The organism is Methanolacinia petrolearia DSM 11571, assembly GCF_000147875.1.
Lineage (GTDB): Archaea > Halobacteriota > Methanomicrobia > Methanomicrobiales > Methanomicrobiaceae > Methanolacinia > Methanolacinia petrolearia.
In genome coordinates this window covers 1,500,689-1,524,356 of record NC_014507.1, presented here as the reverse complement: position 1 = coordinate 1,524,356, position 23,668 = coordinate 1,500,689, and the positions used below count along the sequence as shown (strand labels likewise).

General features: G+C 46.3%; 18 protein-coding genes. 10 read left to right on the top strand and 8 right to left on the bottom strand.

Annotated features, from left to right (window positions below):
* Nucleotides 1-70 precede the first annotated feature (70 nt).
* The 7 genes from MPET_RS07595 to MPET_RS14505 all read left to right on the top strand — a co-directional run bounded on the left by MPET_RS07595 (nucleotide 71) and on the right by MPET_RS14505 (nucleotide 8,715).
* Nucleotides 71-1,777: an ABC-ATPase domain-containing protein gene (locus tag MPET_RS07595; RefSeq protein ID WP_013329432.1), complete on the top strand. Its 1,707-nt coding sequence runs from the start codon at nucleotides 71-73 to the stop codon at nucleotides 1,775-1,777.
* Nucleotides 1,774-2,256: a ribonuclease III domain-containing protein gene (locus tag MPET_RS07590; protein WP_048130773.1), complete on the top strand. Its 483-nt coding sequence runs from the start codon at nucleotides 1,774-1,776 to the stop codon at nucleotides 2,254-2,256. The genes MPET_RS07595 and MPET_RS07590 overlap by 4 nt, the downstream gene beginning before the upstream one ends.
* A gap of 138 nt (nucleotides 2,257-2,394) precedes the next feature.
* On the top strand, nucleotides 2,395-3,894 hold the full coding sequence (locus MPET_RS07585) for a PAS domain-containing protein (protein ID WP_013329430.1): 1,500 nt from the start codon (nucleotides 2,395-2,397) through the stop codon (nucleotides 3,892-3,894).
* A gap of 890 nt (nucleotides 3,895-4,784) precedes the next feature.
* Nucleotides 4,785-5,402, top strand: a complete 618-nt coding sequence (locus MPET_RS07580; protein ID WP_013329429.1) for a hypothetical protein — start codon at nucleotides 4,785-4,787, stop codon at nucleotides 5,400-5,402.
* A gap of 88 nt (nucleotides 5,403-5,490) precedes the next feature.
* Nucleotides 5,491-5,895 (top strand): IS66 family transposase, encoded by a 405-nt coding sequence (locus MPET_RS07575; RefSeq protein WP_052297248.1) that lies wholly within the window; start codon nucleotides 5,491-5,493, stop codon nucleotides 5,893-5,895.
* A 286-nt stretch (nucleotides 5,896-6,181) separates the two neighbouring features.
* Nucleotides 6,182-6,649 (top strand): tetratricopeptide repeat protein, encoded by a 468-nt coding sequence (locus MPET_RS14510; RefSeq protein ID WP_013329428.1) that lies wholly within the window; start codon nucleotides 6,182-6,184, stop codon nucleotides 6,647-6,649.
* 182 nt (nucleotides 6,650-6,831) lie between these two features.
* Nucleotides 6,832-8,715 carry a PAS domain-containing protein gene (locus tag MPET_RS14505; protein ID WP_013329427.1) on the top strand — a complete coding sequence of 628 codons (1,884 nt, stop codon included), beginning with the start codon at nucleotides 6,832-6,834 and terminating at the stop codon, nucleotides 8,713-8,715.
* A 12-nt stretch (nucleotides 8,716-8,727) separates the two neighbouring features.
* Here the strand turns inward: MPET_RS14505 and MPET_RS07560 are convergent, their stop codons facing one another.
* Genes MPET_RS07560 through MPET_RS07525 form a run of 8 tightly spaced genes read right to left on the bottom strand, consistent with a single transcriptional unit; the run spans nucleotide 8,728 to nucleotide 19,365 of the window.
* Entirely contained in the window at nucleotides 8,728-10,290 is a 1,563-nt protein-coding gene (locus MPET_RS07560; protein WP_013329426.1) for a Ppx/GppA phosphatase family protein, read from the bottom strand.
* Nucleotides 10,263-10,871 carry an HD domain-containing protein gene (locus tag MPET_RS07555; RefSeq protein ID WP_013329425.1) on the bottom strand — a complete coding sequence of 203 codons (609 nt, stop codon included), beginning with the start codon at nucleotides 10,869-10,871 and terminating at the stop codon, nucleotides 10,263-10,265. The genes MPET_RS07560 and MPET_RS07555 overlap by 28 nt, the downstream gene beginning before the upstream one ends.
* A 1-nt stretch (nucleotide 10,872) precedes the next feature.
* On the bottom strand, nucleotides 10,873-12,843 hold the full coding sequence (locus MPET_RS07550; RefSeq protein WP_013329424.1) for a CHAD domain-containing protein: 1,971 nt from the start codon (nucleotides 12,841-12,843) through the stop codon (nucleotides 10,873-10,875).
* 53 nt (nucleotides 12,844-12,896) lie between these two features.
* Nucleotides 12,897-15,008: a polyphosphate kinase 1 gene (gene ppk1 / locus MPET_RS07545; RefSeq protein ID WP_013329423.1), complete on the bottom strand. Its 2,112-nt coding sequence runs from the start codon at nucleotides 15,006-15,008 to the stop codon at nucleotides 12,897-12,899.
* Between the two features lie 13 nt (nucleotides 15,009-15,021).
* Nucleotides 15,022-15,672 (bottom strand): phosphate signaling complex protein PhoU, encoded by a 651-nt coding sequence (phoU, locus tag MPET_RS07540; protein WP_013329422.1) that lies wholly within the window; start codon nucleotides 15,670-15,672, stop codon nucleotides 15,022-15,024.
* 13 nt (nucleotides 15,673-15,685) lie between these two features.
* On the bottom strand, nucleotides 15,686-16,450 hold the full coding sequence (gene pstB / locus MPET_RS07535) for a phosphate ABC transporter ATP-binding protein PstB (protein WP_013329421.1): 765 nt from the start codon (nucleotides 16,448-16,450) through the stop codon (nucleotides 15,686-15,688).
* A 5-nt stretch (nucleotides 16,451-16,455) separates the two neighbouring features.
* On the bottom strand, nucleotides 16,456-18,432 hold the full coding sequence (pstA, locus tag MPET_RS07530) for a phosphate ABC transporter permease PstA (protein ID WP_013329420.1): 1,977 nt from the start codon (nucleotides 18,430-18,432) through the stop codon (nucleotides 16,456-16,458).
* 45 nt (nucleotides 18,433-18,477) lie between these two features.
* Complete coding sequence (locus MPET_RS07525; protein ID WP_013329419.1) at nucleotides 18,478-19,365, bottom strand: phosphate ABC transporter substrate-binding protein; 888 nt, start codon at nucleotides 19,363-19,365, stop codon at nucleotides 18,478-18,480.
* 129 nt (nucleotides 19,366-19,494) lie between these two features.
* Here MPET_RS07525 and MPET_RS07520 point away from each other — a divergent pair, with 129 nt between their 5' ends.
* The 3 genes from MPET_RS07520 to MPET_RS07505 all read left to right on the top strand — a co-directional run bounded on the left by MPET_RS07520 (nucleotide 19,495) and on the right by MPET_RS07505 (nucleotide 23,535).
* Complete coding sequence (locus tag MPET_RS07520) at nucleotides 19,495-20,502, top strand: phosphate uptake regulator PhoU (protein ID WP_013329418.1); 1,008 nt, start codon at nucleotides 19,495-19,497, stop codon at nucleotides 20,500-20,502.
* A 656-nt stretch (nucleotides 20,503-21,158) separates the two neighbouring features.
* The gene (locus MPET_RS07510; RefSeq protein ID WP_048130771.1) at nucleotides 21,159-21,407 is read left to right on the top strand and encodes a hypothetical protein; all 249 of its coding nucleotides are present in this window, start codon (nucleotides 21,159-21,161) and stop codon (nucleotides 21,405-21,407) included.
* A 211-nt stretch (nucleotides 21,408-21,618) separates the two neighbouring features.
* Nucleotides 21,619-23,535: an RNA-binding domain-containing protein gene (locus MPET_RS07505; RefSeq protein ID WP_013329416.1), complete on the top strand. Its 1,917-nt coding sequence runs from the start codon at nucleotides 21,619-21,621 to the stop codon at nucleotides 23,533-23,535.
* Nucleotides 23,536-23,668: the final 133 nt, after the last annotated feature.

Below are 23,668 nucleotides of genomic sequence, written 5' to 3'. Positions count from 1 at the left end.
AATAAACTCCCCTCCCTGAAAGTAAATTTTATCAAAAAATGATAAGCCACCTTGTATCATATTTTTTACAATGTCTGACTGCCCCGGACTGAGAAGCATCCTTCAAAAGATAGATAACAGGGGATATCCCGCGTACAGGGACATCAAAGGCCCTCATAATTTCGGAGATTTCCAGCTAATAATGGATCACATACAGGGCGATCCTTTCGCTTCCCCCAGCAGGATCCGGGTAAGGATACCCGATAAAATTTCAGGATTTTACGAATCTCTGTCTAATAGTGTCGAGAGGAAAACCGCATTCGAGGATTTTATCGCAAGAGTGTTTGAAGAAAACCTGAAGAAGCATTCAGGGGGAAGAAAGGGCAGTGGGAAGAGCGGGCTGATAGAGATCGAGCCTCCCGGCCAGGAGATACTGCGGCGATCTTCCGTTGTAAAAACTTCCGATTCTATTGAAGTCAGATTTTTCATCGGCCTTCCGGCCAGGGGGAGGAGGATAGATTCATCCGCCGCATCAAAGATGCTTTTCGAAATAATTCCGGCGGCGGTATTCGCTTCGCTCTATTATGAAAACCTGGATGAAGAGGCGCTCAGGGGTCATATCAGGCATTATGAAGACTCTGAATATATCCGGTCGAAACTCGATGACGCCGGACTCATTGCATTCGTCGCAGACGGTTCCTATCTCCCGAGAACAAGCGGAATCGATGAGAGACCTCTTTCTTTTGAAAAAGCCGTCTCCTTCAGAAGTCCGGAAAGCCTCAGGGTAACCTTTCAAACGCCGAATTCCGGGGAGATCTCCGGTATGGGAATTCCAAAAGGCGTGACGCTCATAACCGGAGGAGGCTATCACGGCAAGTCCACCCTGCTTAAAGCAATAGAGAGAGGCATATATGCCCACATCCCGGGCGACGGGAGGGAGTTCGTCATAACAAACCAGGATGCGGTGAAGATCAGGTCCGAGGACGGAAGAAGGATCGAATCGGTTGATATCTCCCCGTTCATCAAAAACCTGCCTTTCGGCGGAAGCACGGAGCATTTTTCAACCGACAATGCAAGCGGGAGTACATCACAGGCTGCAAATATCATCGAATCTGTCGAAGCCGGGGCAAAGGCGCTTTTAATCGATGAAGACACATCCGCGACCAATTTCATGATACGCGACAAGAGGATGCAGGAGCTGATCTCGAAAGAGAACGAGCCGATCACCCCTTTCATCGACAAAGTCCGCGACCTGTACGAAAAATGCGGGATCTCTTCTATAATAATTGCCGGCGGGTGCGGGGATTATATCGACGTGGCCGACATTGTCGTCTGCATGAAAGAGTACAGCGCCTTCGATGTCACCGAGAGGGCAAAAAAAATCGCAGCAGGGAATCAGGCCGGGAGATCCTTTGCGGAAGGCGGCATCTTTGATCCGTACATATCGAGAATTCCCGACAAAAAAAGTATTAACCCTGCAAAAGGAAAAAGACCTGTAAAGATATCTGTAAAGGAGGCAGGCAAGATCGAGTTCGGTTATGAAAGAATCGATATGACGGCGATCGAACAGGTTTCGGGAAGAAGCCAGCTGAGAGCAATAGGGTATGCAATAAATTATTCGCTTAAATACATGGACGGCATGAGAGATCTTTCAGAAATCGCCGGGCTTGTTGAAGACGATATCCGGGATTTTGGTATTGACATAATCTCGCCCGGAATAAGAGGAGATCTGGAATCTTTCAGGAAAGAGGAATTATGTGCAGCTATGGACAGGCTCCGGACACTGGGGATAATATGACCGCCGGGAACGCAAAGCCTGTAAAAAACAACGGCCTTGCCCGTCCTCCCGATGAACTCGAGGAGATCATCGGCTACAGGTTCAAAAACCACGAACTCCTTACACGTGCACTGACCAGGCTTGCATATTCGCTTGAAAACGACCTTCCCGAAGGATTCCATATGGATGCCCTTGCGACGCTGGGAGATGCAGTGATAGACGTGATCGTCCTGGAATCCCTAATGAAATCCGGACTGTACAGCAAAGGCGAGCTCTCTGTTGCAAAATCGGATATCGTAAACATGACCCGCCTCCGAAAGGCCGCGGAGAGTATCGAGCTTTTCAGGTACGTGCACTGGGGAAAGGGCGAAGAAGCCAGTCACATCTGGACATCGGGAAGGGTCATGGCGGAGTTATGCGAAGCTCTCGCCGGCGCTGTATATCTTGACGGCGGGCTCGGGGCGGTTGAAAAAGTAATTCGTGAAAAAGAGTTGATCTGACCGATTTCATTCAGGTCATTGCGTTTAGACTACAACTTTCGGATTTGTGATCAGGAATATTATATATGGCCGAATTCCAGACAGGCGGGACTGTCAGTTCATATAATATATATCGTTGTACAGTCTTAATGGGAAAAAATGTCAGAACCCTATCCCGGAAAATACGATAAAGAACATAATGGCGAATACCGGGAGCTATTTGATCCGGTTCTAGAATTTATAAAAGAAAAATACCCGGGGGCCGAATCAGATCTGCCCGGCCTTGTATGTTCATCGCTTCTTGACTGCCCCGGTGAGTTATACTGGGTCAATGATACCGGTAAAATATTATTTGCCAATAATACGGCCTGCTCAAAGCTTGGATACAAACCTGGAGATCTTCCCGGAAAAAATCTGGGCGAAATAGAAGAGGCCAAAGAAGGCTCCCTTTCTTTTGATGACCTGAGATCCGGGCTGAAAGATTCAACTGGCACATTAATCTACGATTCGAGGCACAAAAGAGCCGATAATACTTTTTACGATGTCCAATCGGAAGCCGGATTCATCAGCTATAATGGCATGTCGGTAATCGGTATCTGCTCCCGCCCGGTTCCGGAAGAGAAGAAAGACGATGCCGTTTTGGCGGATTACGAGAATGAGAAAACCGCGATAATAAATGCCGTTCACGAAAACGTCATCTATTACGATACCGACCTTTCGGTAAGGTGGATAAACGACAAGCCCGCCGCAACCCCCGGTAAAAAACTCGAAGACCTGATAGGAAAAAAATGCTATTCTTTCTGGGGCTTGGGAGAGGATTTTTGCGACGAATGCACAATAAAAAAAGTGATAAAAACCGGGACCTCCATTACCGAGGAGAAGCAGAAGTCGAGCGGGAGGTGGGTCGAGATCTCGGGCTATCCTGTCTTCAACAGCTCAGGAAAGGTTAAGGGTGCCGTCGAATCAATCCTTGATATCACGGAGAGGAAGAAGACCGAAGACGCGCTTAAGGAAAGTGAAAGGCAGTACCTGGAGCTCTTCACAACTATGACGAATGCATTCGCTTATCACGAGGTTATCACCGATGGAAACGGCAATCCTTCTGATTTCAGATATCTCAGGGTAAATCCTGCATTCGAGAAGATGACCGGGATAAAATCTTCGGAGATCATCGGAAAAAGATATCTTGAATATTTTCCCGGGGGTAGGAAAACCATTATTGAGAGATTCGGTAATATTGCACTCAACGGTGGAGACGACAGCTTTGTGGATTATAATCCCGCATTGAACCAATATCACAGCATATATATCTATAGCCCCAAGAGAGGGACGTTTGCCGCGATATATTCGGATATAACGGATCTTGTGAAGCTGAAAAAAGAACAGAAAGTTTCTCTCGAACAGATCAACAGGAACTTCGAAGATCTTGCGATACTGAACGATGAAATAAGAAATCCTCTCCAGGTAATAAAAGGATACGTCCTCCTTGAAGACTTTGCCTATTCAAAGGAGATACTTGCCCAGATCGATACGATAGACAAACTTGTAAACCGGCTGGACAAGAGATGGCTCGAATCGAATAAGATCCGGGAGTTCCTTAAGAAGCATTACGACTTCGATCAGCCGGACAACATCCCGATCCAGTACCCGGATAAATAAATGGGTTTTTAGAGGGTATAATCTGGATTCGTTTGAGGGGGCATAAGCCCCTTCGGGGCAGCCCTGGCTCAGTTCGCTACGCGAACTTTCGCAATCGTGATAACCCGGCCTGGACGCAACCCTCTCGGGAAAAAATTTCATGAAATGAACTGGTGACCGAAGGTCGCCTTAGGTATCGAAAGGGCGACAGCCCTTCGGTTGCCTCGGCTGGGGAATTACTTTTCTGAGATAAACCGGGAGAAAACAAAAATGAAGTTTACCGGAGCGGGAGGGACGCTCGTCCGTCCCGGGTGCGACCTATCGCGACGAGGGGGAGGGTCACAGGGAGGGGGAATCGTCCCCCTCTCCTGAAAATCTAGTAAATTATTTTTTGCTGTAAAAGTCCCCGTGAGTTTCATCATTCCTGTGTGATGGGCTCTCCATCATGAGGATTTGCTATTATCTCCGGGAGACCGAATTAGAGAAAATTCGGGACATTTTTTCGGATCTCAACAGCGCAGGGGAAAAGATCTGTGATAATCGCGTGAATTTTCCTGGCAAATTCTCAAATGCCTGTCCCGCGAAATCCTAGGTAAAAGAATCGCCGTTCAATAAAACAATTTTTTCGACTTTTTTGATGATTGTTCAAGAGTATGGTGAAAATCATTATTAAAGATTTAACACCTAATTTTTAACTGGGGGTGGATGAGGAGTGCAACTCCGCTAAAATCCCTTTTAAAAAAATCAAACCAAAGGTAAATAAAGGATCGGCTTGCAGGGCTTAGATTTCGACGTCAAACCCTGTTGCCTGATCCTTCATTTGCCGACTAGAAATACCGGCATAACCTATTTCAGCGTTAAAGCAGATTAAAGTTTGCTGCCGGTAAAAAAATTTAGAAAATGGTGAAAAAATGAAGAAATCTAAAGCATTAACGATGTTTTTACTCACGGTTTTTTTACTGGTTAATATAGTTATTATGCCAGGAAGTGCAGAGAAAACAAGTATCAGCACCCTTTTTAACGAAAAGGGCGGAACCGAAATAAGCGCAGGAGAATATTTAGAAATTGTTGACCCAGGCAATTTTTATAACCTGACTGAAGAACAGAAATATCAGTTTTATTCAATGAAAGTTGTAGTTCCTGATCTTTCCCAAGATGTCGGGAAAGATTCCAGTATAATCGAAATAAGGGAATCTTTAGGAAGTCGAATAGAGTATGCAGTACATAACCACAATGGAGTAACTCCCGCACTTTTGGGATTAGACTGGCTTGCTTATACAGAGACTACAGCTATATTTCAAGATATAAATGTTGCTGCCCAATTGTTTTATAGCGATGATGAAAATTCATGGGAAGAAGATGATAAAGAATCTAAAAGTGGAAGTGCAACAAGTTATGTAGAGATTTCCAAGTACAAATTTTTACCTTCGACGGGGTATTATAAAGTTGTATCAACCCATTGGGGTCATGCTCCTGGAGGTACTGCATATTTAGATACTCTTACTTCCAATACTTTGTATTACTCCTAGATCAAAATAGGTAAAAATCTTTTTTTTTCACTAATCTATGTATTAATAAATTCTCATAAAAATTAAAGCCTGTTTAGTAAGCCGTAATATGTTAAAAATTACTGAATTCGAAGAAAAATACAAGACAATAATCGAAGAAGGAATGAAAGTGAATCTTCCATCTGATGAACAAGAGAATAAGGGAAAAAGAGGATCAAAAAAGAAATCAAAACCTTTTAACTTGCTTGTCTGGCTTAAAAAGTATCGTGGAGATATTCTGAGGTTTATGTACAATTCGATAGTTCCTTTTACAAATAATCTCGCAGAACGTAACGTGAGAATGATGAAGGTTCAGCAGAAAATATCAGGGACATTCAGATCGTTTGAAGGGGCGATAATGTTTGGAAGGAGAAGCGGGTACACACATCTTACATTCCTGATAATTCATAATGAGTTACGTTCAAAATGCCTCTATTTTGACTTAAATTGTAAACGGAATGAGTTTCCTCGGTGAATATGATAGCACTCGTTAGGTACTTGGAGTGATATATAGCGATGTTGGTCCATATTGGAATACGGACATTATATCAATTAAATAATAATCAAACCAATATAATATCTTTTTCTCTTTCCCATATTTATGTGTTCACGGGAATGTAGGACACGTATCAACTGCAAGAAAAAATGGAAGGTTGATCTTTGAGGCAATTAGAAGAGTGGTAGCAGGATAATTAATTACCTCGCTGGAGATGATTGGCTGAAGAGTTACCTTTATTTTTATATGCCAGAAATAAGATCTTATGAAAAAATTCACAATAATATACTCTTTATTTTTTCTGATGCTCCTTTTATTCCTGTGTTGTGGGTGTCTCGGGGACTCAGGGGAGAATGATCAGGAAAAGATCAAAGAATTTGCAGCCAAAGTAAATTCAAGTAGAGAATATTATGATCAAATGGTTGAATCTGATCCAAATAATGCAACGGCATGGTGCATCAGGGGGATGTATTACAATAACGGGAACTTCAATCAAGATGAAGAAGCCCTGGAAAGTTCAAATAGAGCACTCGAAATAGATCCTGAATATGGATTAGCATGGCTATTAAGAGGGTACGTCCTTTTGAACACTGGTAACGTGAGCGAAGCGGAGCTCTCCTTTGAAAACGCGATCAGATACGATCCCGGACTTGAAGAATTTATTCCTGAAGCTGGGAGTTATAATTCGGGTGGCTCTAACAGCTACTGTTTAATCTATTCAGATTTTGAATAAATATCATTTGATCTTTAATAATTTATTTTGCATCTTTATGAATTCAAGGTGTGCTGTCCCGGAGGGACGCTCGTCCCCCTCCCTTTCTAAGATAATCCGGATCAAATTTTTGGATTCTGATAGCAACTCGGATAAGTATATATATTATTTTTTAACTATTATCACCTGTCGGAATTGCGAAGATGTGTCCTAAAAATACTGTTAAGACCCCTGAAAGGGAGATTGAAAAATACGCCCCCTGCGAAACATGGATTGAGGCCATAGTCGACGGGTCTCCAATCCCGCAATTTGTCATAGATCGCGATCATAAAGTTCTCTTCTGGAGCGAAGCTCTTGAGAAATACAGCGGGATAAAATCAAATGAGGTTATGGGGACAAACCGTCACTGGAAGGCATTCTACCCGAAAAAAAGGCCCACCCTCCCCGATTTACTTATTGACGGAGAAGAAGATCGTATCCCGGAGTTGTATAAAGGAAAATATGATAGATCGCAATTCATCGAGGGTGCATATGAAGCGGTCGACTTTTTTCCTCATATGAAAGAATCAGGGAAATGGCTCTATTTTACCTCTTCGCTAATAAAAGATAAGAGCGGCTCGATAATCGGTGCGGTTGAGACACTTGGAGACATCACCGAGATAAGGAAAGCGGAAGAAGAACTCAAAAAGAGCGAAGACCGTTTCAGGGAGCTCTTCAACTCGATGAAAAGCGGTGTAGCGGTTTACAAAGCCGTTGACGACGGAAAAGATTTCGAATTCGTCGATCTAAATCGCGGTGCGGAAATTATTGAGAATATCGATAAAAATGAATTAATCGGAAAGAGGGTCACCAAGGTTTTTCCCGGAATAAAGGAATTCGGATTACTCCAGGTTTTTCGCACGGTCTGGAATACCGGAACACCGCAGAGTCATCCGGTCTCACAGTATAAGGACAAACAGATCGAAAGCTGGAGAGAGAATTTTGTCTATCGGCTTCCTTCGGGAGAGATTGTCGCAATATATGATGATGTAACAGAAATCAAAAAAGCCGAAAAAGCTCTTGTGGAGAGCGAAAAAAAATACAGGAATCTCGTGGAGAATATAAGCGATGTAATATTAACGACCGATCTGGACGGAAAAATCCTGTTTATAAATAAAATTATTGAAAAGATCTATGGCTACACCCCCGAAGAAGTAATCGGTATGAACATTCTGAATTATGTGCATCCGGAAGACCTCCTGCATGCTAGGGATATCCTCCGGAAAAAAGATGATGAAGAACCCGGCGACAATATATTCAGGGTCTTTTCCAGGGACGGATCGGTCAGGCACATAAGAATGAACAGGACCTTCACCGTTCATGAAAATGACCAGACAGGATTCAATTTCATCATAACGGATTTCACCGATCGCAAAAAAGCCGAAGATGCCCTCTCTCTAGCCAACAAGAAACTCAATATGCTCTCTTCTATTACCAGGCACGATATCCTGAATTCGATTATGGCCGTCACCGGATATCTTGAAATGTCAAAAGATATTGCTGAAGATCCCGACCTTCAGAAATTCATCGCTAAAGAGACCGAAGCAGTCAATTTAATCCAGCGCCAGATCGAATTCACCCGGCAATACCAGGATATCGGGGTCAACGAACCGAAATGGCAGAATGTCGGCATCATAGCTGACCAGTGCGCCGGAATGCTGGATATGGAAGGGATCAAATTTGAAAACAAGCTGAAAGGACTTGAAATATTCTGCGACCCCCTTATCGAGAAAGTGTTCTATAACCTGATGGAAAATTCTTTTCGACACGGAGGCAGCGTAACCGAAATCTCGCTTTCATATTCAGATGAAAATGAGAACCTCGTCATCTCTTACAGGGACAACGGTGTCGGGATCGCCGATAAGGACAGAGAGAAACTCTTCCAGAGAGGTTTCGGCAAGAATACGGGGCTCGGACTGTTCCTTTCACGTGAAATTCTCTCGATAACCGGCATCCTGATTGCTGAAAACGGAAAAGAAGGTAAAGGAGTAAACTTCGAAATTACCGTACCAAAAGGCAGCTTCAGGTTTACCCCGGATAAATTCTAAAAGAATCGGGATTTATTTGATCTCATTGATCTCCGCCTTCAGACCGAACGTATTCTCCAAAACGGCGAGATCGTCCTCCATCGCCCGCAGTTCGATCGTGCAGTCCTTCACTGGCTCGATATTAACCAGCAGCTTTTTATCGCTTTTTGAAAACCACGCTCTCTTCACCCTTCCGTCGTGGCTTCTTTCAAGATGCTCAGCGATTCTCAGGAAAAGAGAGAGGACAATTATGTATTTTACAGTCTCCTCTTCAAGGCCGCTGAATATTTCATCCTTTAATTTGGGCACTTTCTTCCTGTGGAAATTTGCGATAAGGCCGATAATTCTCAGTTCTTCCTGGTTGAACCCCAGGAGCGATTTATTCATGATCATGTAGCATGAATGATTCTGGTGCCCGGAAAACGCTACGAACTGCCCGATATCATGAAGATATGCGGCATATTCCAGCATCTCCAGTTCATCCGGGCCGTAGTTATGAAGCCCGCATTCCTTTGCACTCTCGAAGAGATCCCTCGAAAGTTTCGTGACATGCTCTGCATGGTCCTCGTCGATCCTGCACGACCTGCCGAGATGCCTGACGCTCTTCTCCTTTACCGGGATATCGAGGGCCGACTTAAATCCAGGCTGCTTCAGCATATAATCGAACAGCAGCCCGTCCCTTAGACTACTGTCGGTCGAATAGATCCTCGCGATCTTCATCTCCTTCATCAGCGTATGAAGGATTATCGCACCCGTTGCAACGATATCCGAACGAGCGGGATTAAGTCCGGGAATATTCCTTCTCTCTTCAAGGCTCATGCCGCACAGCCTGAGCATAACGTTCTCGATCTCTGCGATATCGGCAGAATTTTCGCCATTTGATGAGGAGTTCTTATTCCTGTACTTTTCAGCAAGCGATATCAGCGCCTTTATCGTTCCCGAACTCCCGTATACTTTCTCTACCGGCTGGCTGAGCACCTCGGTCTTCGTATACGAGATCTTGCTCTCGACAAATTTCCGGATCTTCTCTCTCTTGTCCTGGTCTATTACCCCGGTACCCGAGTTGTCCAGGAACCGGAAATGCGTCCTCAGGGCGCCAAGTTTCAGGCTTTTTATATAGACATAATCGAAGCGGCTGCCGACGATTATCTCGGTGCTTCCTCCGCCGATATCTATAAAAAGGCATAACCTGTCGTCCATGCTGAGATTGTTCGAAACCCCGAGATAGATCAGTCTCGCCTCTTCCTCTCCCGATATTATCTTTATGTCAAGGCCCGTCTCCAGCCTGATCCTGTGTATGAGATCCTGGCCGTTGACCGCATCCCTCGCCGCCGATGTCGCGACCGCGTGGATCTCGTCCACATTAAAGTTCTGCGAGATCTCGACGTATTTCCTGCAGAGATCGATTGCCCTTTCAATTGCATATTCGGATATTACTCCCTGCGCAAAACTGCCCTCTCCAAGTCTTATTATCTCTTTCTGCCGCCGCAGGACGGAGAACGAATGATTGGAATATATCCTTGCGATAAGCAGCCTTGCAGAATTTGTCCCGAGATCGATAAATGATATTATTTTTTCTTCTGTTCTATCAGGCATACCGGCCTCACATTCTTGTTAAAAACTTGTTTGAACAGGTCGCTCTTCTTTTCCAACGCGGTGATCTCGTACATCGAGATCCCGGAAGCTCTGCATTTTATTATTACCGAATCCCCGCTAACCGTGCACCCGGCCACTTCGATCCTCGACATATGCATCCTGTCGAGGGCGTCGGCGATCCTGAGGATCGAGGAATTCACGAGAATCATATTTTTCTCCTCCGGGCTTAAACCCGAGAAGTTTTCGTGCTCGTCCGAGGGAAGTGCCTTCCTGTGGTACCTCGCGATATTGGCGACGATCGTCCTCTCCCGGTCATTTAAATTCAGGGACTTGTCCCCCAGTATGATATCCATCGAATGCCTGTGATGTTTCTTTTCGGATATGCTCCAGCCGATGTCGTGAAGAAGGGACCCGTAGATAAGAAGCCTCCTTTCAGATTCGCCAAGGTGATGGAGCTCTTTGAGGCAGTCGAAGAGTACAGCTGCGGTCTTTGTCACATGCGCCGGGTGCACGGTATCGACACCGTAGGCCTCTAGTATCCCAAGGCAGTTTTGTATCTCTGCAGAGTCTTCAAAGTTCATATCAATCCGAGTACATAATTATATCCAGCGGTTTTCCTTCCCGGAATATCCTTGCGAATGATTCTGGCAGGTTCTTCCTGTAGATCTCCTCGACAGCCCTCTCCACGTCGTACGGCACCCTGACATGATACAGGGAGAAAGGATTCAGGCTCAGCATGGCATAGCATGCCCTCGGATCTCCGTCATCCGGTCTTCCCACGCTGCCGGTATTGATAAACCACGTATCATCGATCTTCTTTGCGTACTGCGTATGGGTGTGTCCGGTGATGATGAAATCCGCTCCCGTCCCGCTGATATACGACCTGAGAAGATCGTCGGGTGTGGTCTCGTTTATGTAATCCTTAATCGAATCCGGCGACCCGTGTGTGACATACAAAGACATACCCTTCACCATGAGGCTGAGATTTTTAGGAAGCAGCTTTAGATACCTCTTGTTCTCATCCGAGAGCTCTTTATACGCCCATTCCATGGCGAAACGTTTATGCCTGTTCTTCGGGAGGCTCTTCTTCTTCGTCTTGGACTTCAGTACAGAAAGATCATAGTTCCCGATGACACTGATGATATGCTCGGCCCTGATCTTCGATACTGTCTGGTCTGGAAAAGCGCCGTAGCCGATAAAATCGCCGGTGTTGATAACAGCCGCTGCACCGCGTTCTTTCGCGTCAGCGAGAACAGCCTCGAGTGCGGGGAGGTTCGCATGGACATCTCCTATTAGTGCGATATGGATGGGCGAGTCTTCAGGCGAGCTGTCGATGATACGGTTCAGAGAGGATTGAAGAGGAAGAGAGATCACCGATCCCAGGTCCTCGCGGAAATGCTCCTTCTTCATACCGTCCCAGTATTCGAGAAGTTTGGTATACAGTTCCGTCCTCTTCGAGATCCTGTTCTCTTTGAGGAAGTTGAGACCCGGAAGAACGAACATGAAAAAGCGGTCGTTTCCGAAGAATTCTATGTTCCTCTTCCTCTCCTCGTCGATGAAGTCATCGAGAAAGGCCGCCCAGACATCGCAGTCGTGCATATCGCCGAGATAGTCCTGCAGCTTTTTCATAACCTTGATCTGGTCTTTCAGCTCCCCCTCGTACAGTCCGGAATATGTCTCGATCGTATACCGGAACTTCTTCGCCGAGATCCTCATCTCGTGATGCCTTTTAACCAGGGACGGATCTTTCAGGAACCTCTCGTACCAGTACAGGCCCTCCTCTGCAAGCGTTATGTTGTAAAATGCCTTCTCGAAGGAATAAGGGGAGTGGATATCCGTCTGGTTCAGGTCCGCTTCGACGATCATCGCCCTCAGGTAAGTCCCCATCTTCTCGGCCGTCTTCGACTTCTCGAAAGATTCGATGGACTTTATGACCTCCGGCTGGATGCTCTTCCTCTTCTGTTCCAGTCTCGTAATCAGGCATTCGATTCCTGCCGTATAAGGATCGGAAGCCCTGAAATTATATTCCGGGGCGAGTGCAGTCTCCCCGTTTTTATCTTCGACAGTCCCCGGCGAAAAGATATGCCTGAAGAAGTTCACGATCCTTGATACGACCGACACCCCTGCCCGGTCGTCGTCTTCTTCAGAATAGACCGGGATTATCGCAGTCTCGGAAACGTTTGCCTGATTTGTCTTTCCCGCAGCATCCCCGGCGATAAAAAAAACCTTACTTCCATGCTGCTCTTCGGATGAGAGGAACCCTTTGAGGAAATCTACCTGAACATCCAGGTCCCTTGCCTCGCCGAGCGAGCCGGTGATCCCTTTGATCTGTTTCAGCCAGACCCCGAACTCTTTTTTGGGAAAACATTCCTCGAATACAGACATCGCCGCACGAAGTCTTCTCGTCGCAACCCTGCAGCGGTGGACGTATTCGATGTCATCCGAATATTTCACACCCTCCGTCTCTGCAGCAAGCGCCGAGAGAAGGGAAGTCATATATTCTGCGGCATAAAGGCAATACCCTTTGTCAGGACATTTATATTTCCCTGACATCTTCACTGCTCCGTGATTTATAATCAGTACTTGAAGGAGAAAAGCGTTTATTATTATGGGTGCCCTTCATTCCAGACACCCCTGTGATCTATCATCCACTGCTGTGCATCGCATCTCTCCCCTGACGCTTCTTTCTTGACATAGCTGCCGTCAGGGCGAAGGTCTCTCGAATTTACATTGTCCCTCAGGTGAATATCCAGGATCTTTTTTATCTCGGATTTGACGTTTTCGTCTTTAATCTCCATCAGGATCTCGACTCTCCGGTTGAGATTCCTCTGCATCATGTCCGCGCTTCCTGTAAGAAGGATATCGTTGCCGTCGTTCCTGAAGTAAAGTATCCTCGAATGTTCGAGGAATCGCCCCACTATGGACGTGCATACGATATTCTCGCTGATATCCTTCATTCCAGGTCTGAGGCAGCAGATGCCCCTCACCTGGAGAACGATTTTGACACCTGCTTTCGAAGCCCTGTAGAGTGCGAGAATGATATCCGGGTCCACGAGCTGGTTCAGTTTGAACGCGATATAACCCTCTTTGCCCTGTTTATGGACCTTGATCTCCTGTTCGATCAGGCCCAGGATCTTCTCTTTCATCTTTCCGGTTGTGCCGTAGGAGACGATGAGATCGTTGAACTCGCGTTTTCCTGAATGACCTGTTAAGGCATTGAAGAGATCGGTGACATCGGAGGCGATGGATTCGTCGCACGTCATGATGCCGATATCGGTGTAGATCCTTGCAGTAACAGGGTTGTAGTTGCCGGTCCCGATATGGATGTAGGTCTCAAGCCCTTCCTTCTCTCTCCTGACGACCATCGTCATCTTCGCGTGGACCTTGATTCCCATCAGCCCGTAGACGACATGAACCCCGGTTCTCTCAAGCGCCTTCGCCCAGGTGATATTGTTCTGTTCGTCGAATCTCGCCTTGAGCTCGACCATCACCGAGACCTGCTTGCCGTTCATCCTTGCTTTCATAAGCTCCTGGACGATCGGCGATTTCGGGCCGGTCCTGTAGAGAGTCTGCTTTATAGCGATTACATCCGGGTCCGCAGCCGCCTGCCGTATGAAATTCACGATCGGGGTGAAGCTGTCGTAGGGATGGTAAAAGAGAATATCCCCCTTTTTGATCTCCGGGAAGATGCTCTTATCTTCATCCTCAAGTCCGCACGGATAGGAGGGAAGGAACGGCTTGTCCTTCAGGTCGGGCCGGTCGACATCCATCAGCTGCATAAGGTCCGACTTTCTCAGGTGTTCGTCTACAGTGTACACATCACTTGAACCCAGCTCGAACTTCTTTGCAAGGATATTTCGTACCCATTTCGGCATGGACCGGTCAACTTCAAGTCTCACTGGTGACCCGATCCGTCTCAGTTCGACACTCTCCTCGATCGCGGTCAGGAGATCGGCTGCTTCGTCCTCCTCGATCTCGAGGTCGGCATCTCTCGATACGACGAACGGATAACAGTTGACGATCTTTTCCTCGGGGAAGAGGAGATCGACATTCGCGGCGGCGAGATCCTCGATGAAGACAAAGTGATACTCATCTGCAAGACCCGGGCATTCTTCGGAAAGTTTGATACATTCCGGCGGTATCCTGATCAGTCTCGGGAAGGTCTCCCTTGGGATCTTGAGCCTCGAAAAGATATTTCCTTCCTGCGGATCGTCGATGATTACGGCGAGGTTCAGGCTAAGGTTCGATATGAAGGGAAACGGGCGGCCCGGGTCAAACGCCATCGGGGTCAGGGCGGGAAAGATCTCCTTTTCAAAATATTTTCTCAGGAAGCTCTTCTGCTTTTTATTCAGCTCCCTGAAGCGGTGGATGAATATGCCTTTCTTATTAAGGTCGGGCAGAAGAATATCGCGCCAGATCTGATCGGACTCGAGGATCTGCGTCTTCACCTCCGAGCGGATGGCCGAGAGCTGCCGGGTCGGCGTCAGTCCGTCGGGAGGGGACTCTAAAGCTCCCGCTTTCTTCTGCCTCCTCAGTCCCGACACACGGATCATCATGAATTCGTCGAGGTTGCTCGAGAAGATGGAGAGAAATTTCACTCTCTCGAGAAGCGGATGTCTCTGGTCCTGCGCTTCCTCAAGCACCATCCTGTTGAATTCTATCCATGAAAGTTCGCGGTTGATAAAAATACCGGGATTATTCAGGCTTATTTTTGACATTTAAAACGACCGTTTAATGGAACTCTATTTTCTTCCCTTCTATCATAAAATATACCTTCTCTCCCATAAGGCATGCATGGTCCCCCATCCTTTCGAGATATCTCGAGACCATGACATATTCGATGCACCGGGAGATGTTGCTGCTGTCCTCCATCATATACGTAAAACTCTCACGGAAGATCGTCTCTTGGAGATTGTCGACGTAATTGTCCCTCTTTCCGAGATCGAGGATCTTCGAGATATCGCCGGTCCTGAACGCCTCGAGGACGTCGGCTATCATATTGGCGACATAATCGCCCATATGGCAGATATTTTTGAACACGTTCAGGTGCGGCGTATTGGGGAGAATAGTGATAAGTTTGGCAATATCCTTCCCGTTCCGCCCGAGCCTGTAGAGCGAGGTGTTCATCTGCGAGATGCACGATATGAACCTGATATCGCTTGCGACCGGATGGTAGAGCGTGAGAACCCTCAGGGTTTCCTCGTCGATGTTGTTGTTGTACTCTGCAAGCTTCCTCTTTCGCCCGATCACGTCGTTTGCAAGCTTTTCGTCCATGTCGTTTAATGCTTTAAGTGAATCCCTGAACATGGTGATTGAGAATTCACCCATCTCTATGGTGTATTCCTTTAATTTTTTCAAATCAGACTGAAATTTATCGCTCATTTAATTTCCCACCTTATCCGAACCTTCCGGTAATGTAGTTGTTCGTCAGCTCTTCGTCCGGGCTCGTGAATATCTTCTCCGTATCGCCGAACTCGATCATCTTCCCGAGGTACATGAATCCCGTATAATCGGAGACCCTCGAAGCCTGCGACATGCTGTGCGTAACGATGATGACAGTGTAGGTCTTCTTGAGATCGTCTATCAGCGACTCGATCTTCGAAGTGGCTATCGGATCGAGTGCAGAGCATGGTTCGTCCATCAGGATGATCTCAGGCTCGACTGCAAGCGTCCTTGCGATGCAGAGCCTCTGCTGCTGTCCGCCGGATAGTCCCATCGCAGGTTCGTCCAGCCTGTCGTGGACTTCTTCCCATAATGCGGCCTGCTTCAGGCTTTTCTCTACGATCTCGTCGAGTTTCTTCCTGTCTTTTGTCCCGTGGATCCTCGGCCCGTATGCGATATTGTCATAGATCGATTTCGGGAACGGGTTGGGCTGCTGGAATACCATCCCGATCTTCTTTCTCATGTGGACGACGTCAGTGCCCGGCGAGTAGATATTCCGGTCGTGGTATATGATCTCTCCGTCGATCCTGCAGTTCGCGACAAGGTCGTTCATCCTGTTGAAGCACCTGAGAAGAGTGGACTTTCCACATCCCGAAGGGCCGATGAGTGCGGTTACATGGTTTTTGTAAACCTGAACGTCAACCTCTGTCAGGGCCTGTTTTTCGCCGTAGAAGAGATTGAGCTTCTTCGTTTCAAGTATTGTTTCTTTATCTGACATCTGAATTACCACCTTAGGGATTTCTGATAATGGTTCCTTACCAGGATTGCAATACAATATACAGCCATTACGAGTAGCAGGAGTACGAGGGCCGTCCCGTACTGGTTTGTCGTTGCCCCCGGCACATTCGTCGAGAGAATGAAGAGATGATACGGCAGTGCCATGACGGGATCGAATACCGATGAAGGCAGGAAACGGGTCGTGAACACAACGGCCGTAAACATGATCGGGGCCGTCTCGCCTGCCGCCCTTCCTATTGAGAGGATCGTTCCGGTTATGATTCCCGGCGCTGCGGGGGAGAGGACGACTTTTCGTATCGTCTGCCATTTTGTTGCCCCGAGTGCGAGGCTCCCGTGCCTCAACGAATCGGGAACGCTCTTTAAGGCCTCTTCAGTGGTCCTGATTATCGTCGGGAGGACCATCAGGCCGAGCGTTATCATTCCGGCGAGAAGGCAGACCCCGAAGTCGAGGAACAATACCAGGAACGCGAACCCGAAGAGACCGAAGACGATCGAAGGAGTGCCGTTCAGGAGATCGACACCCGATCTGATTATCGAGGTGATTCGACTCTCTTTAGTATATTCGACAAGATATATCGCGGCGCAGACGCCGATCGGAAGTGCGAACAGTATCGCTCCGCCGACAAGATACAGCGTACCAATGATCGCCGGGAATATTCCTCCCTCTCTTCCGAGATCCTTTGGATATCCTGTCAGGAATTCCCAGGACATTGCCGGAAGCCCCTTCGATATGATGTCGTAGAGGATTATGCCGAGCACTACCAGCACGATTCCTATGGACATGTACAGGAGCACGTACGCGAGCTTCTGCATCTTTTTCGGGTCGAGGGACTGGAGCCAGAACTTCCATAAAAGTATCAGGGCGACCGCGGCGGTGCACAGGAATATATTGATATAAAGCAGGCATAGAAGGAAAACCACTATTACTGCGTATTTCAGCCGCTCTTTCGATCTTTCTGATAATTTGAATGCATCCCTGTTCGGGAGCGAAAATTTCGATCTGCCCTTGTTGTTGGAACCCGTTCCTTTGAGCCTGATCCTGTTGATGATGTGCCGGGCGGACAGGTTCACTACGAGAGTTATCACGAGAAGGAGCAGTGCGACGCCGAATAATGCATGATAGTGCTCGCTTCCTACCGCAACCTCGCCCATCTCAATTCCCAGTGTTCCTGTGAGTGTTCGTACCGGCGAGAATATATTGTATATCGGGTCCGGTATTATGGCTGAGTTACCCGTAACCATCATCACTGCCATAGTCTCTCCTATCGCCCGGCCCATTCCGAGAATGATGGCCGCAGTGATCCCGGAGAGAGCCGCAGGGACGATTACCTTGCTTATCGTCTGCCAGTATGTGGCGCCGAGCCCGAGCGAGCCCCGCCTGAAATTATCGGGAACCGCATTGATCGCATCTTCCGATACGCTGATGATCGTCGGAAGAGCCATTATGCCGAGAAGGATAGAGCCGGCAAGCCAGCATTCTCCGGTGGCAAGATCGAACGTTATCCTCAGCCAGTCCGTCAGTATTACGAGACCGAAGAAACCGTAGACGACCGAAGGGATTCCTGCAAGGAGTTCGACCGCGGGTTTGATTACCGATCTGATCCTGGATGACGCGATCTCGGAGATATATATTGCACTGCCTATTCCGAGAGGTGCGGCTATAATCATCGCACCCAGTGTTACGAGAAGGGTGTCGACCCACAGCGGGAGTGTACCGTATGTAGGATTTGCTCCCCCGGGATTCCAGACGCTACCAAACAAAAAATCGTACAGTCCGATGGAGGCAAAAGCAGGAATACCGTCTTTCAGGAGGAAAAGCAGTATGAAAAAAACGGTGAGAACGCCAAAAGCGGCTGCGGCGAAAAGTATCCCCCGGACGATTTGATCCGAAAGATTACTCGAACTATAAGGAAATTTTTCATCCTTTACAGTCTTTTTTTTTAAATCTGTACCGTATGTCATAATAAAAAATTAATGGGAGAATTGTCTCCCGAATGTTTTTTTCGTTTACGCTACAGGGACGTAACCCTCTTCGACTACGATTGCCTGTCCGTCACTGCCGAGGATGTAGGCTAAGAAGTCTGCTGCAAGTCCTGATGCTTCACCGTTGGTGAACATGTTGAGGTTTCTTGCAACCGGGTATTTTCCTGAAAGAACGTTGTCGACTGTTGCTTCGATGAGAGTTCCGTCGACATTTATGTCGAGAGCTTTAAGCGAATCGTCAAGGTATCCCATACTGAGGTAGCCTATCGCTCCCGGTGTCTGACTTACGGTTTGTGCTACGGCACCGTTCGAGTTCTTCTCGAGCTGTGTGGATACGAAGTCCTCTTCGTCCATTACCGATTCATAGAAGAATTCTCTGGTTCCTGATGATGAGTCACGGCCTACGACTACGATCTCCATATCATTGCCGCCTACCTGGTTCCAGTTTGTGATCTCACCTTTGTATATCGATTTGATCTGTGCGAGTGTAAGGCTGTCTACAGGATTGTCTTTGTAGACTACAAGAGCTATTCCGTCACCTGCGATGACATGCTGAACAAGATTCGGATATTCTTCGGATTCCGATGCTTTCAGATCTCTTGATGCCATTCCGATATCGGCAGTACCTGTTCCTACTGCCTGAACACCAACCCCGGAACCTCCTCCGGAAACCTGAATATCTGCGTACTTGTTGGTTTCCATATATGCTTCGGCAGCTGCCTGTGCGATGGGCAGAACAGTTGTAGACCCTGTTACCGTGAGAGTCTGAACTGTTGCTTTGGTCGCTTCCGTTGTAGAGGAAGGATTATCAACTCCGCTGTTTCCGGTACATCCACATACAAAGATTGCAGAAAAGACAACAATTGCAAGTGCGACTAATACCAGACCTGATTTTCTATGGCTGTCCTTCATTAGGTCACCGATATCAAATCGGTATTTGAAATATAAACTTTACCCGAAAGAGATCATATTTTGTATTTATCAAGATAGTCGGATATCGTTTCAATATTCTTATATATATTTTGGAGTAAAAATACTGATATGGATATCAGAAAGATCCAGATGAGCGGTGGGTCCTCGTATATCGTATCTTTGCCTAAGAAATGGATTACCAGGAATAAAATCGCAAAAAACGATCCTGTCGGCCTTATCGAGCAGGACGACGGGACTATTCTTATTACGCCGAATACGACCGGCGAGCAGATCCAGAAGGTCTGGAATTATGAGGTAAGTGCCATAACGGACCAGACTTTATTTCTCAGGAGTCTTATCGGCGCTTATTTCGCGGGATATACGACGATGCGGATATGGGCGCACGGGAGGCTTCCTCCTTTTGCCTCGGAGAAGATCCGTGAATTTACGAATATGGCGATCGGCCAGGAGGTCGTGGACGAGACCGAGACCGAGATCGTCATAAAGGATCTCCTGAATCCTGCGGAGATGCCTCTCGAAAACACGATATCCAGGATGTCTGTTATAGTGCAGAAGATGCACGAGGATGCGGTCCGGGCCTTAAAGAGCAGGGATCTCGAACTTGCCCATAGTGTTATATCGAGAGACAACGATGTCGATCGTCTTCACTGGCTTATCGGCCGCCAGACGAATCTCATACTGGGTGATATCAATCTTGCAAGGAAGATGAGCGTGCCTCTCGACGGGATCATGAATTACTTCCTCGTGAGCAGGATCATCGAGCGTGTAGGGGATCATGCGAGCAGGATTGCGCATAACGTGGTCAAACTCGGGGAATGCGAACCGCCTGAAGAGATCCTTGATATGATCGGGAAGGTGAACGAAGAATCGATCGTGATCTTCAAGAGCAGCATCAAATCGTTCTTCGATCACGATCTTAAGGAGGCAAACGATATAATCAACGATTCGCTTATTTTTGAAGATAAATGCAGCGGGATCAATAAGCTGGCGATTAATTACCAGGCTCATATTGCGATCTCCATCGTTTCTATTTCTGATAGTATGAGGAGAGTGGGAGATTATTCGGCGGATATCTGCGAGAATGTTATCAATTATGTGACTGGGAAACAGGGATAAAAAATAATATCGTGATATGTAACTGAAGTGTTTTTCTCAACAACAATATTTTTTTTGAAACTGTAGATCGGATTTTTTCTACGAAAATATAGGATTTCCCGGCTTTTTGATATGTAACCCATATGTAATCGGTACATCGTTGACAACCCCTTGCCGCGGGCCGCCGGGGACAGCCCGCGGATCGGCCCCGACCTCGGGGCCTCTCTGTGGTGATATGTCACATCCGGGATGGACAAGCATCCCTCCCGCTCCATGAATTTTTTTATTATCTGAGAATTTCGAATGATCCATGGCCTGATTTCTTAACTTATTTTATTTTTTATAAAGGCTATCTCTCCCGGCCGGGGCTACCCTAACGGGTAGCGCCCAGGGCGGGTTATCGCGATTGCGAAAGTTCGCATAGCGAACCGAGCATAGGGCTGCCCCGTTAGGGGCTTATGCCCTTCTTCAAAATTTGAAATATAGTTTCGGCGTGGCAAATCAGGCGCATCTTCGGCAACACCTCTATGCGGTGATGGGTCGCGGTCAGGATGGACTAGCATCCCCCGCTTTTTTTCAAATATCTTTCAGGCTGAAGGATTTTCCACATCAGGATCGTCAGTTCTATAGACTATCCCGGACAATGAAAAAAATAACTAAACGGGAACTGATGGACAATGGGACAGGATATTAGCACTGATAAACTGGATATCGAAAAGACGGCGGCAAAATTTAAAAGAGCTATGGAGCAGATCCTGGAAGTTAATGACGATATTTTAAAGCATGAATCTGATTTTGAGGAAAACACTTTTAAGTTGCTTAGATATCCCCTGAAAAAAGCAATACCTGAATTATCCGATGCGAACAGGATGTTCGAGAAGTTGGTAGAGGTATATAATGACATGAAGGAGGCTGGTCTAAGATGACGAAAGGACAGATTTTTTTTAAGTAATTTTTTTTGCGTTTTCCATTAAATCTCTTCCCCGGACTGGGCGACCGGAAAGCACCTATTCTTTTTATGAAAGTAATTTCATCTACTATCAAAATAGCAATGCAAAACAGTATAACATCTTGAACCCAAAATTCTCATTACCTAAAATTATACTACAATACATTATTGTAACAGGTGCGGTGCAGATGCATGACGATTTTTTTGATCTGGAATCTCTTCAGGAAGGTTACGACATAGAATTTAAAAAGGCACTCGGAAGAGATGGGAGAGGGACTCTTCCAAACTCTGTATGGGAGACATATTCTGCAATGGCAAATACAGAAGGGGGTTTCATAATTTTAGGTGTGGAAGAAAAACAAAATAATTTAATATTTCATGATCTGCCCGAATATAATAAAATTATTAAGGATATCTGGAACATCCTCAACAATAAAAATAAAGTGAGCGCCAATCTTCTGCAGAGCAGGGATATCGGGCCTTTTAAATTGGATAATAATAAAACTGGTGTTGTTATTCATGTCCTCCAGGCTTCAAGAAAGGAACGGCCAGTATATATCGGTTCAAATCCTCTTGACGGGACTTATCTAAGAAAGAATGAGGGGGATTATAAATGTCCTCATGAGCTTGTGAAACAGATGCTTGGTGAACAGGCAAATGATACCCAGGATGCAGTTATTCTTGAACATTTTGATTTTAAAGATATTGATAATGAATCATTCAGGATATATCGTCAACAATTTTCAAACCGTAAACCCGACCATCCCTTCAATGAATGTGATGATATTGAGTTTCTAAGGCACCTCGGAGGATGGGCAAAAGACAGGCATACGGGAAAAGAAGGTCTCACCTTGGCAGGATTGCTGATGTTTGGAAAGTTCAGGTCGATTCTTGATGAAGTTCCGAATTATATTGTAGACTACCAGGAAAGAGAGGATAGTGAAGCACGTTGGATTGACAGAGTCACTAATGATGGGTCCTGGTCAGGAAATTTGTACGATTTTTATAGGTTAGTCATAAAAAAACTCACTACAGGATTGAAAGTACCTTTCAAACTTCAGGGGGATAAAAGGATTGAGGATACGCCTGTTCATGAGTCATTACGTGAGGCGCTGGTGAATACGATTATCCATGCCGATTATTCGGGAAATTGTTCGATTCTTATAGTGAAACGTCCTGATTTATTTGGATTCAGGAATCCCGGCCTGATGAGAATTCCAAAAATTGAGGCAATCCGGGGTGGCGTAAGTGACTGCAGGAACCGGAACTTGCAAAAGATGTTTCAATTGATTGGATTAGGTGAACAGGCGGGTTCGGGGTTCCCGAAAATTTACCGTAACTGGAGATTACAGCACTGGCGTGAACCGGAGCTCGAAGTCCGCGTTGAAAGCAATCAGACTGTATTTATCATGAAGATGATAAGTCTCCTTCCTGAAGATGCTATCGAGGAACTTAAAGTTGTATTTGGGGATTCTTTCAACGAGCTTAAAGATGTAGAGAAAGTGGCATTAGTCACTGCATTCTGCGAGGGATGTGTAAACCACAGTAGGATGAAAGAGGTTACAAAAGAGCATCCTCATGACATTACTGTGTCGCTTCATGACATGGTGGAGAAAGGATTTTTAGTGAGTGAGGGGATGGGGAGAGGCACATTCTATTATTTGCCCGGAAGACACCCGATGAAGAATGAAATGTTCGGAGCAGGAGGGGTGGGTCCGCTGCAGGGTTCCAGAGCATTAAGATTAGATCGCGGGGGTTTAGACAGAGGAGGATTCAATATAACCGGATTTGACCGGCCGATACATTCGGGGCATAGCTCCGAACATTTGAACAATAGCTCCGAACATTTGGATACATTGATCCCCATTGCCGAACCAGTAAGGTCTATGAAGAAGGCCCCGAGAGAGCTTATGGAATCTACAATTTTACAATTATGCCAGGGGCGGTATTTGACACTTGAGGATCTGTCATCTATTCTGCACCGGGACAAAGATTCATTAAGGATTCATTATATCAGCCCAATGCTCAAAGAGGGAAAAATTGAGCAGATGTATAAGAACGTAACCACACATCCTAATCAGAAATATCGGACTGTTGAAAAATAAGTGCTTTTTAATTGATTATTCTGAAATAAACCTGGAATTACTGTAGTCGATCCGGGCTATGATCCTTTTTGAGATTATTTTTGGAAGATAAGAGGATTATACTCTTCTTCAAAATTTGAAATATAGTTCCGGG

Coding starts and splice junctions, on each gene's coding strand:
- MPET_RS07595 (WP_013329432.1), top strand. CDS start 71: ATGTCTGACTGCCCCGGACTGAGAAGCATCCTTCAAAAGATAGATAAC.
- MPET_RS07590 (WP_048130773.1), top strand. CDS start 1,774: ATGACCGCCGGGAACGCAAAGCCTGTAAAAAACAACGGCCTTGCCCGT.
- MPET_RS07585 (WP_013329430.1), top strand. CDS start 2,395: ATGTCAGAACCCTATCCCGGAAAATACGATAAAGAACATAATGGCGAA.
- MPET_RS07580 (WP_013329429.1), top strand. CDS start 4,785: ATGAAGAAATCTAAAGCATTAACGATGTTTTTACTCACGGTTTTTTTA.
- MPET_RS07575 (WP_052297248.1), top strand. CDS start 5,491: ATGTTAAAAATTACTGAATTCGAAGAAAAATACAAGACAATAATCGAA.
- MPET_RS14510 (WP_013329428.1), top strand. CDS start 6,182: ATGAAAAAATTCACAATAATATACTCTTTATTTTTTCTGATGCTCCTT.
- MPET_RS14505 (WP_013329427.1), top strand. CDS start 6,832: ATGTGTCCTAAAAATACTGTTAAGACCCCTGAAAGGGAGATTGAAAAA.
- MPET_RS07560 (WP_013329426.1), bottom strand. CDS start 10,290: ATGCCTGATAGAACAGAAGAAAAAATAATATCATTTATCGATCTCGGG.
- MPET_RS07555 (WP_013329425.1), bottom strand. CDS start 10,871: ATGAACTTTGAAGACTCTGCAGAGATACAAAACTGCCTTGGGATACTA.
- MPET_RS07550 (WP_013329424.1), bottom strand. CDS start 12,843: ATGTCAGGGAAATATAAATGTCCTGACAAAGGGTATTGCCTTTATGCC.
- ppk1 (WP_013329423.1), bottom strand. CDS start 15,008: ATGTCAAAAATAAGCCTGAATAATCCCGGTATTTTTATCAACCGCGAA.
- phoU (WP_013329422.1), bottom strand. CDS start 15,672: ATGAGCGATAAATTTCAGTCTGATTTGAAAAAATTAAAGGAATACACC.
- pstB (WP_013329421.1), bottom strand. CDS start 16,450: ATGTCAGATAAAGAAACAATACTTGAAACGAAGAAGCTCAATCTCTTC.
- pstA (WP_013329420.1), bottom strand. CDS start 18,432: ATGACATACGGTACAGATTTAAAAAAAAAGACTGTAAAGGATGAAAAA.
- MPET_RS07525 (WP_013329419.1), bottom strand. CDS start 19,365: ATGAAGGACAGCCATAGAAAATCAGGTCTGGTATTAGTCGCACTTGCA.
- MPET_RS07520 (WP_013329418.1), top strand. CDS start 19,495: ATGGATATCAGAAAGATCCAGATGAGCGGTGGGTCCTCGTATATCGTA.
- MPET_RS07510 (WP_048130771.1), top strand. CDS start 21,159: ATGGGACAGGATATTAGCACTGATAAACTGGATATCGAAAAGACGGCG.
- MPET_RS07505 (WP_013329416.1), top strand. CDS start 21,619: ATGCATGACGATTTTTTTGATCTGGAATCTCTTCAGGAAGGTTACGAC.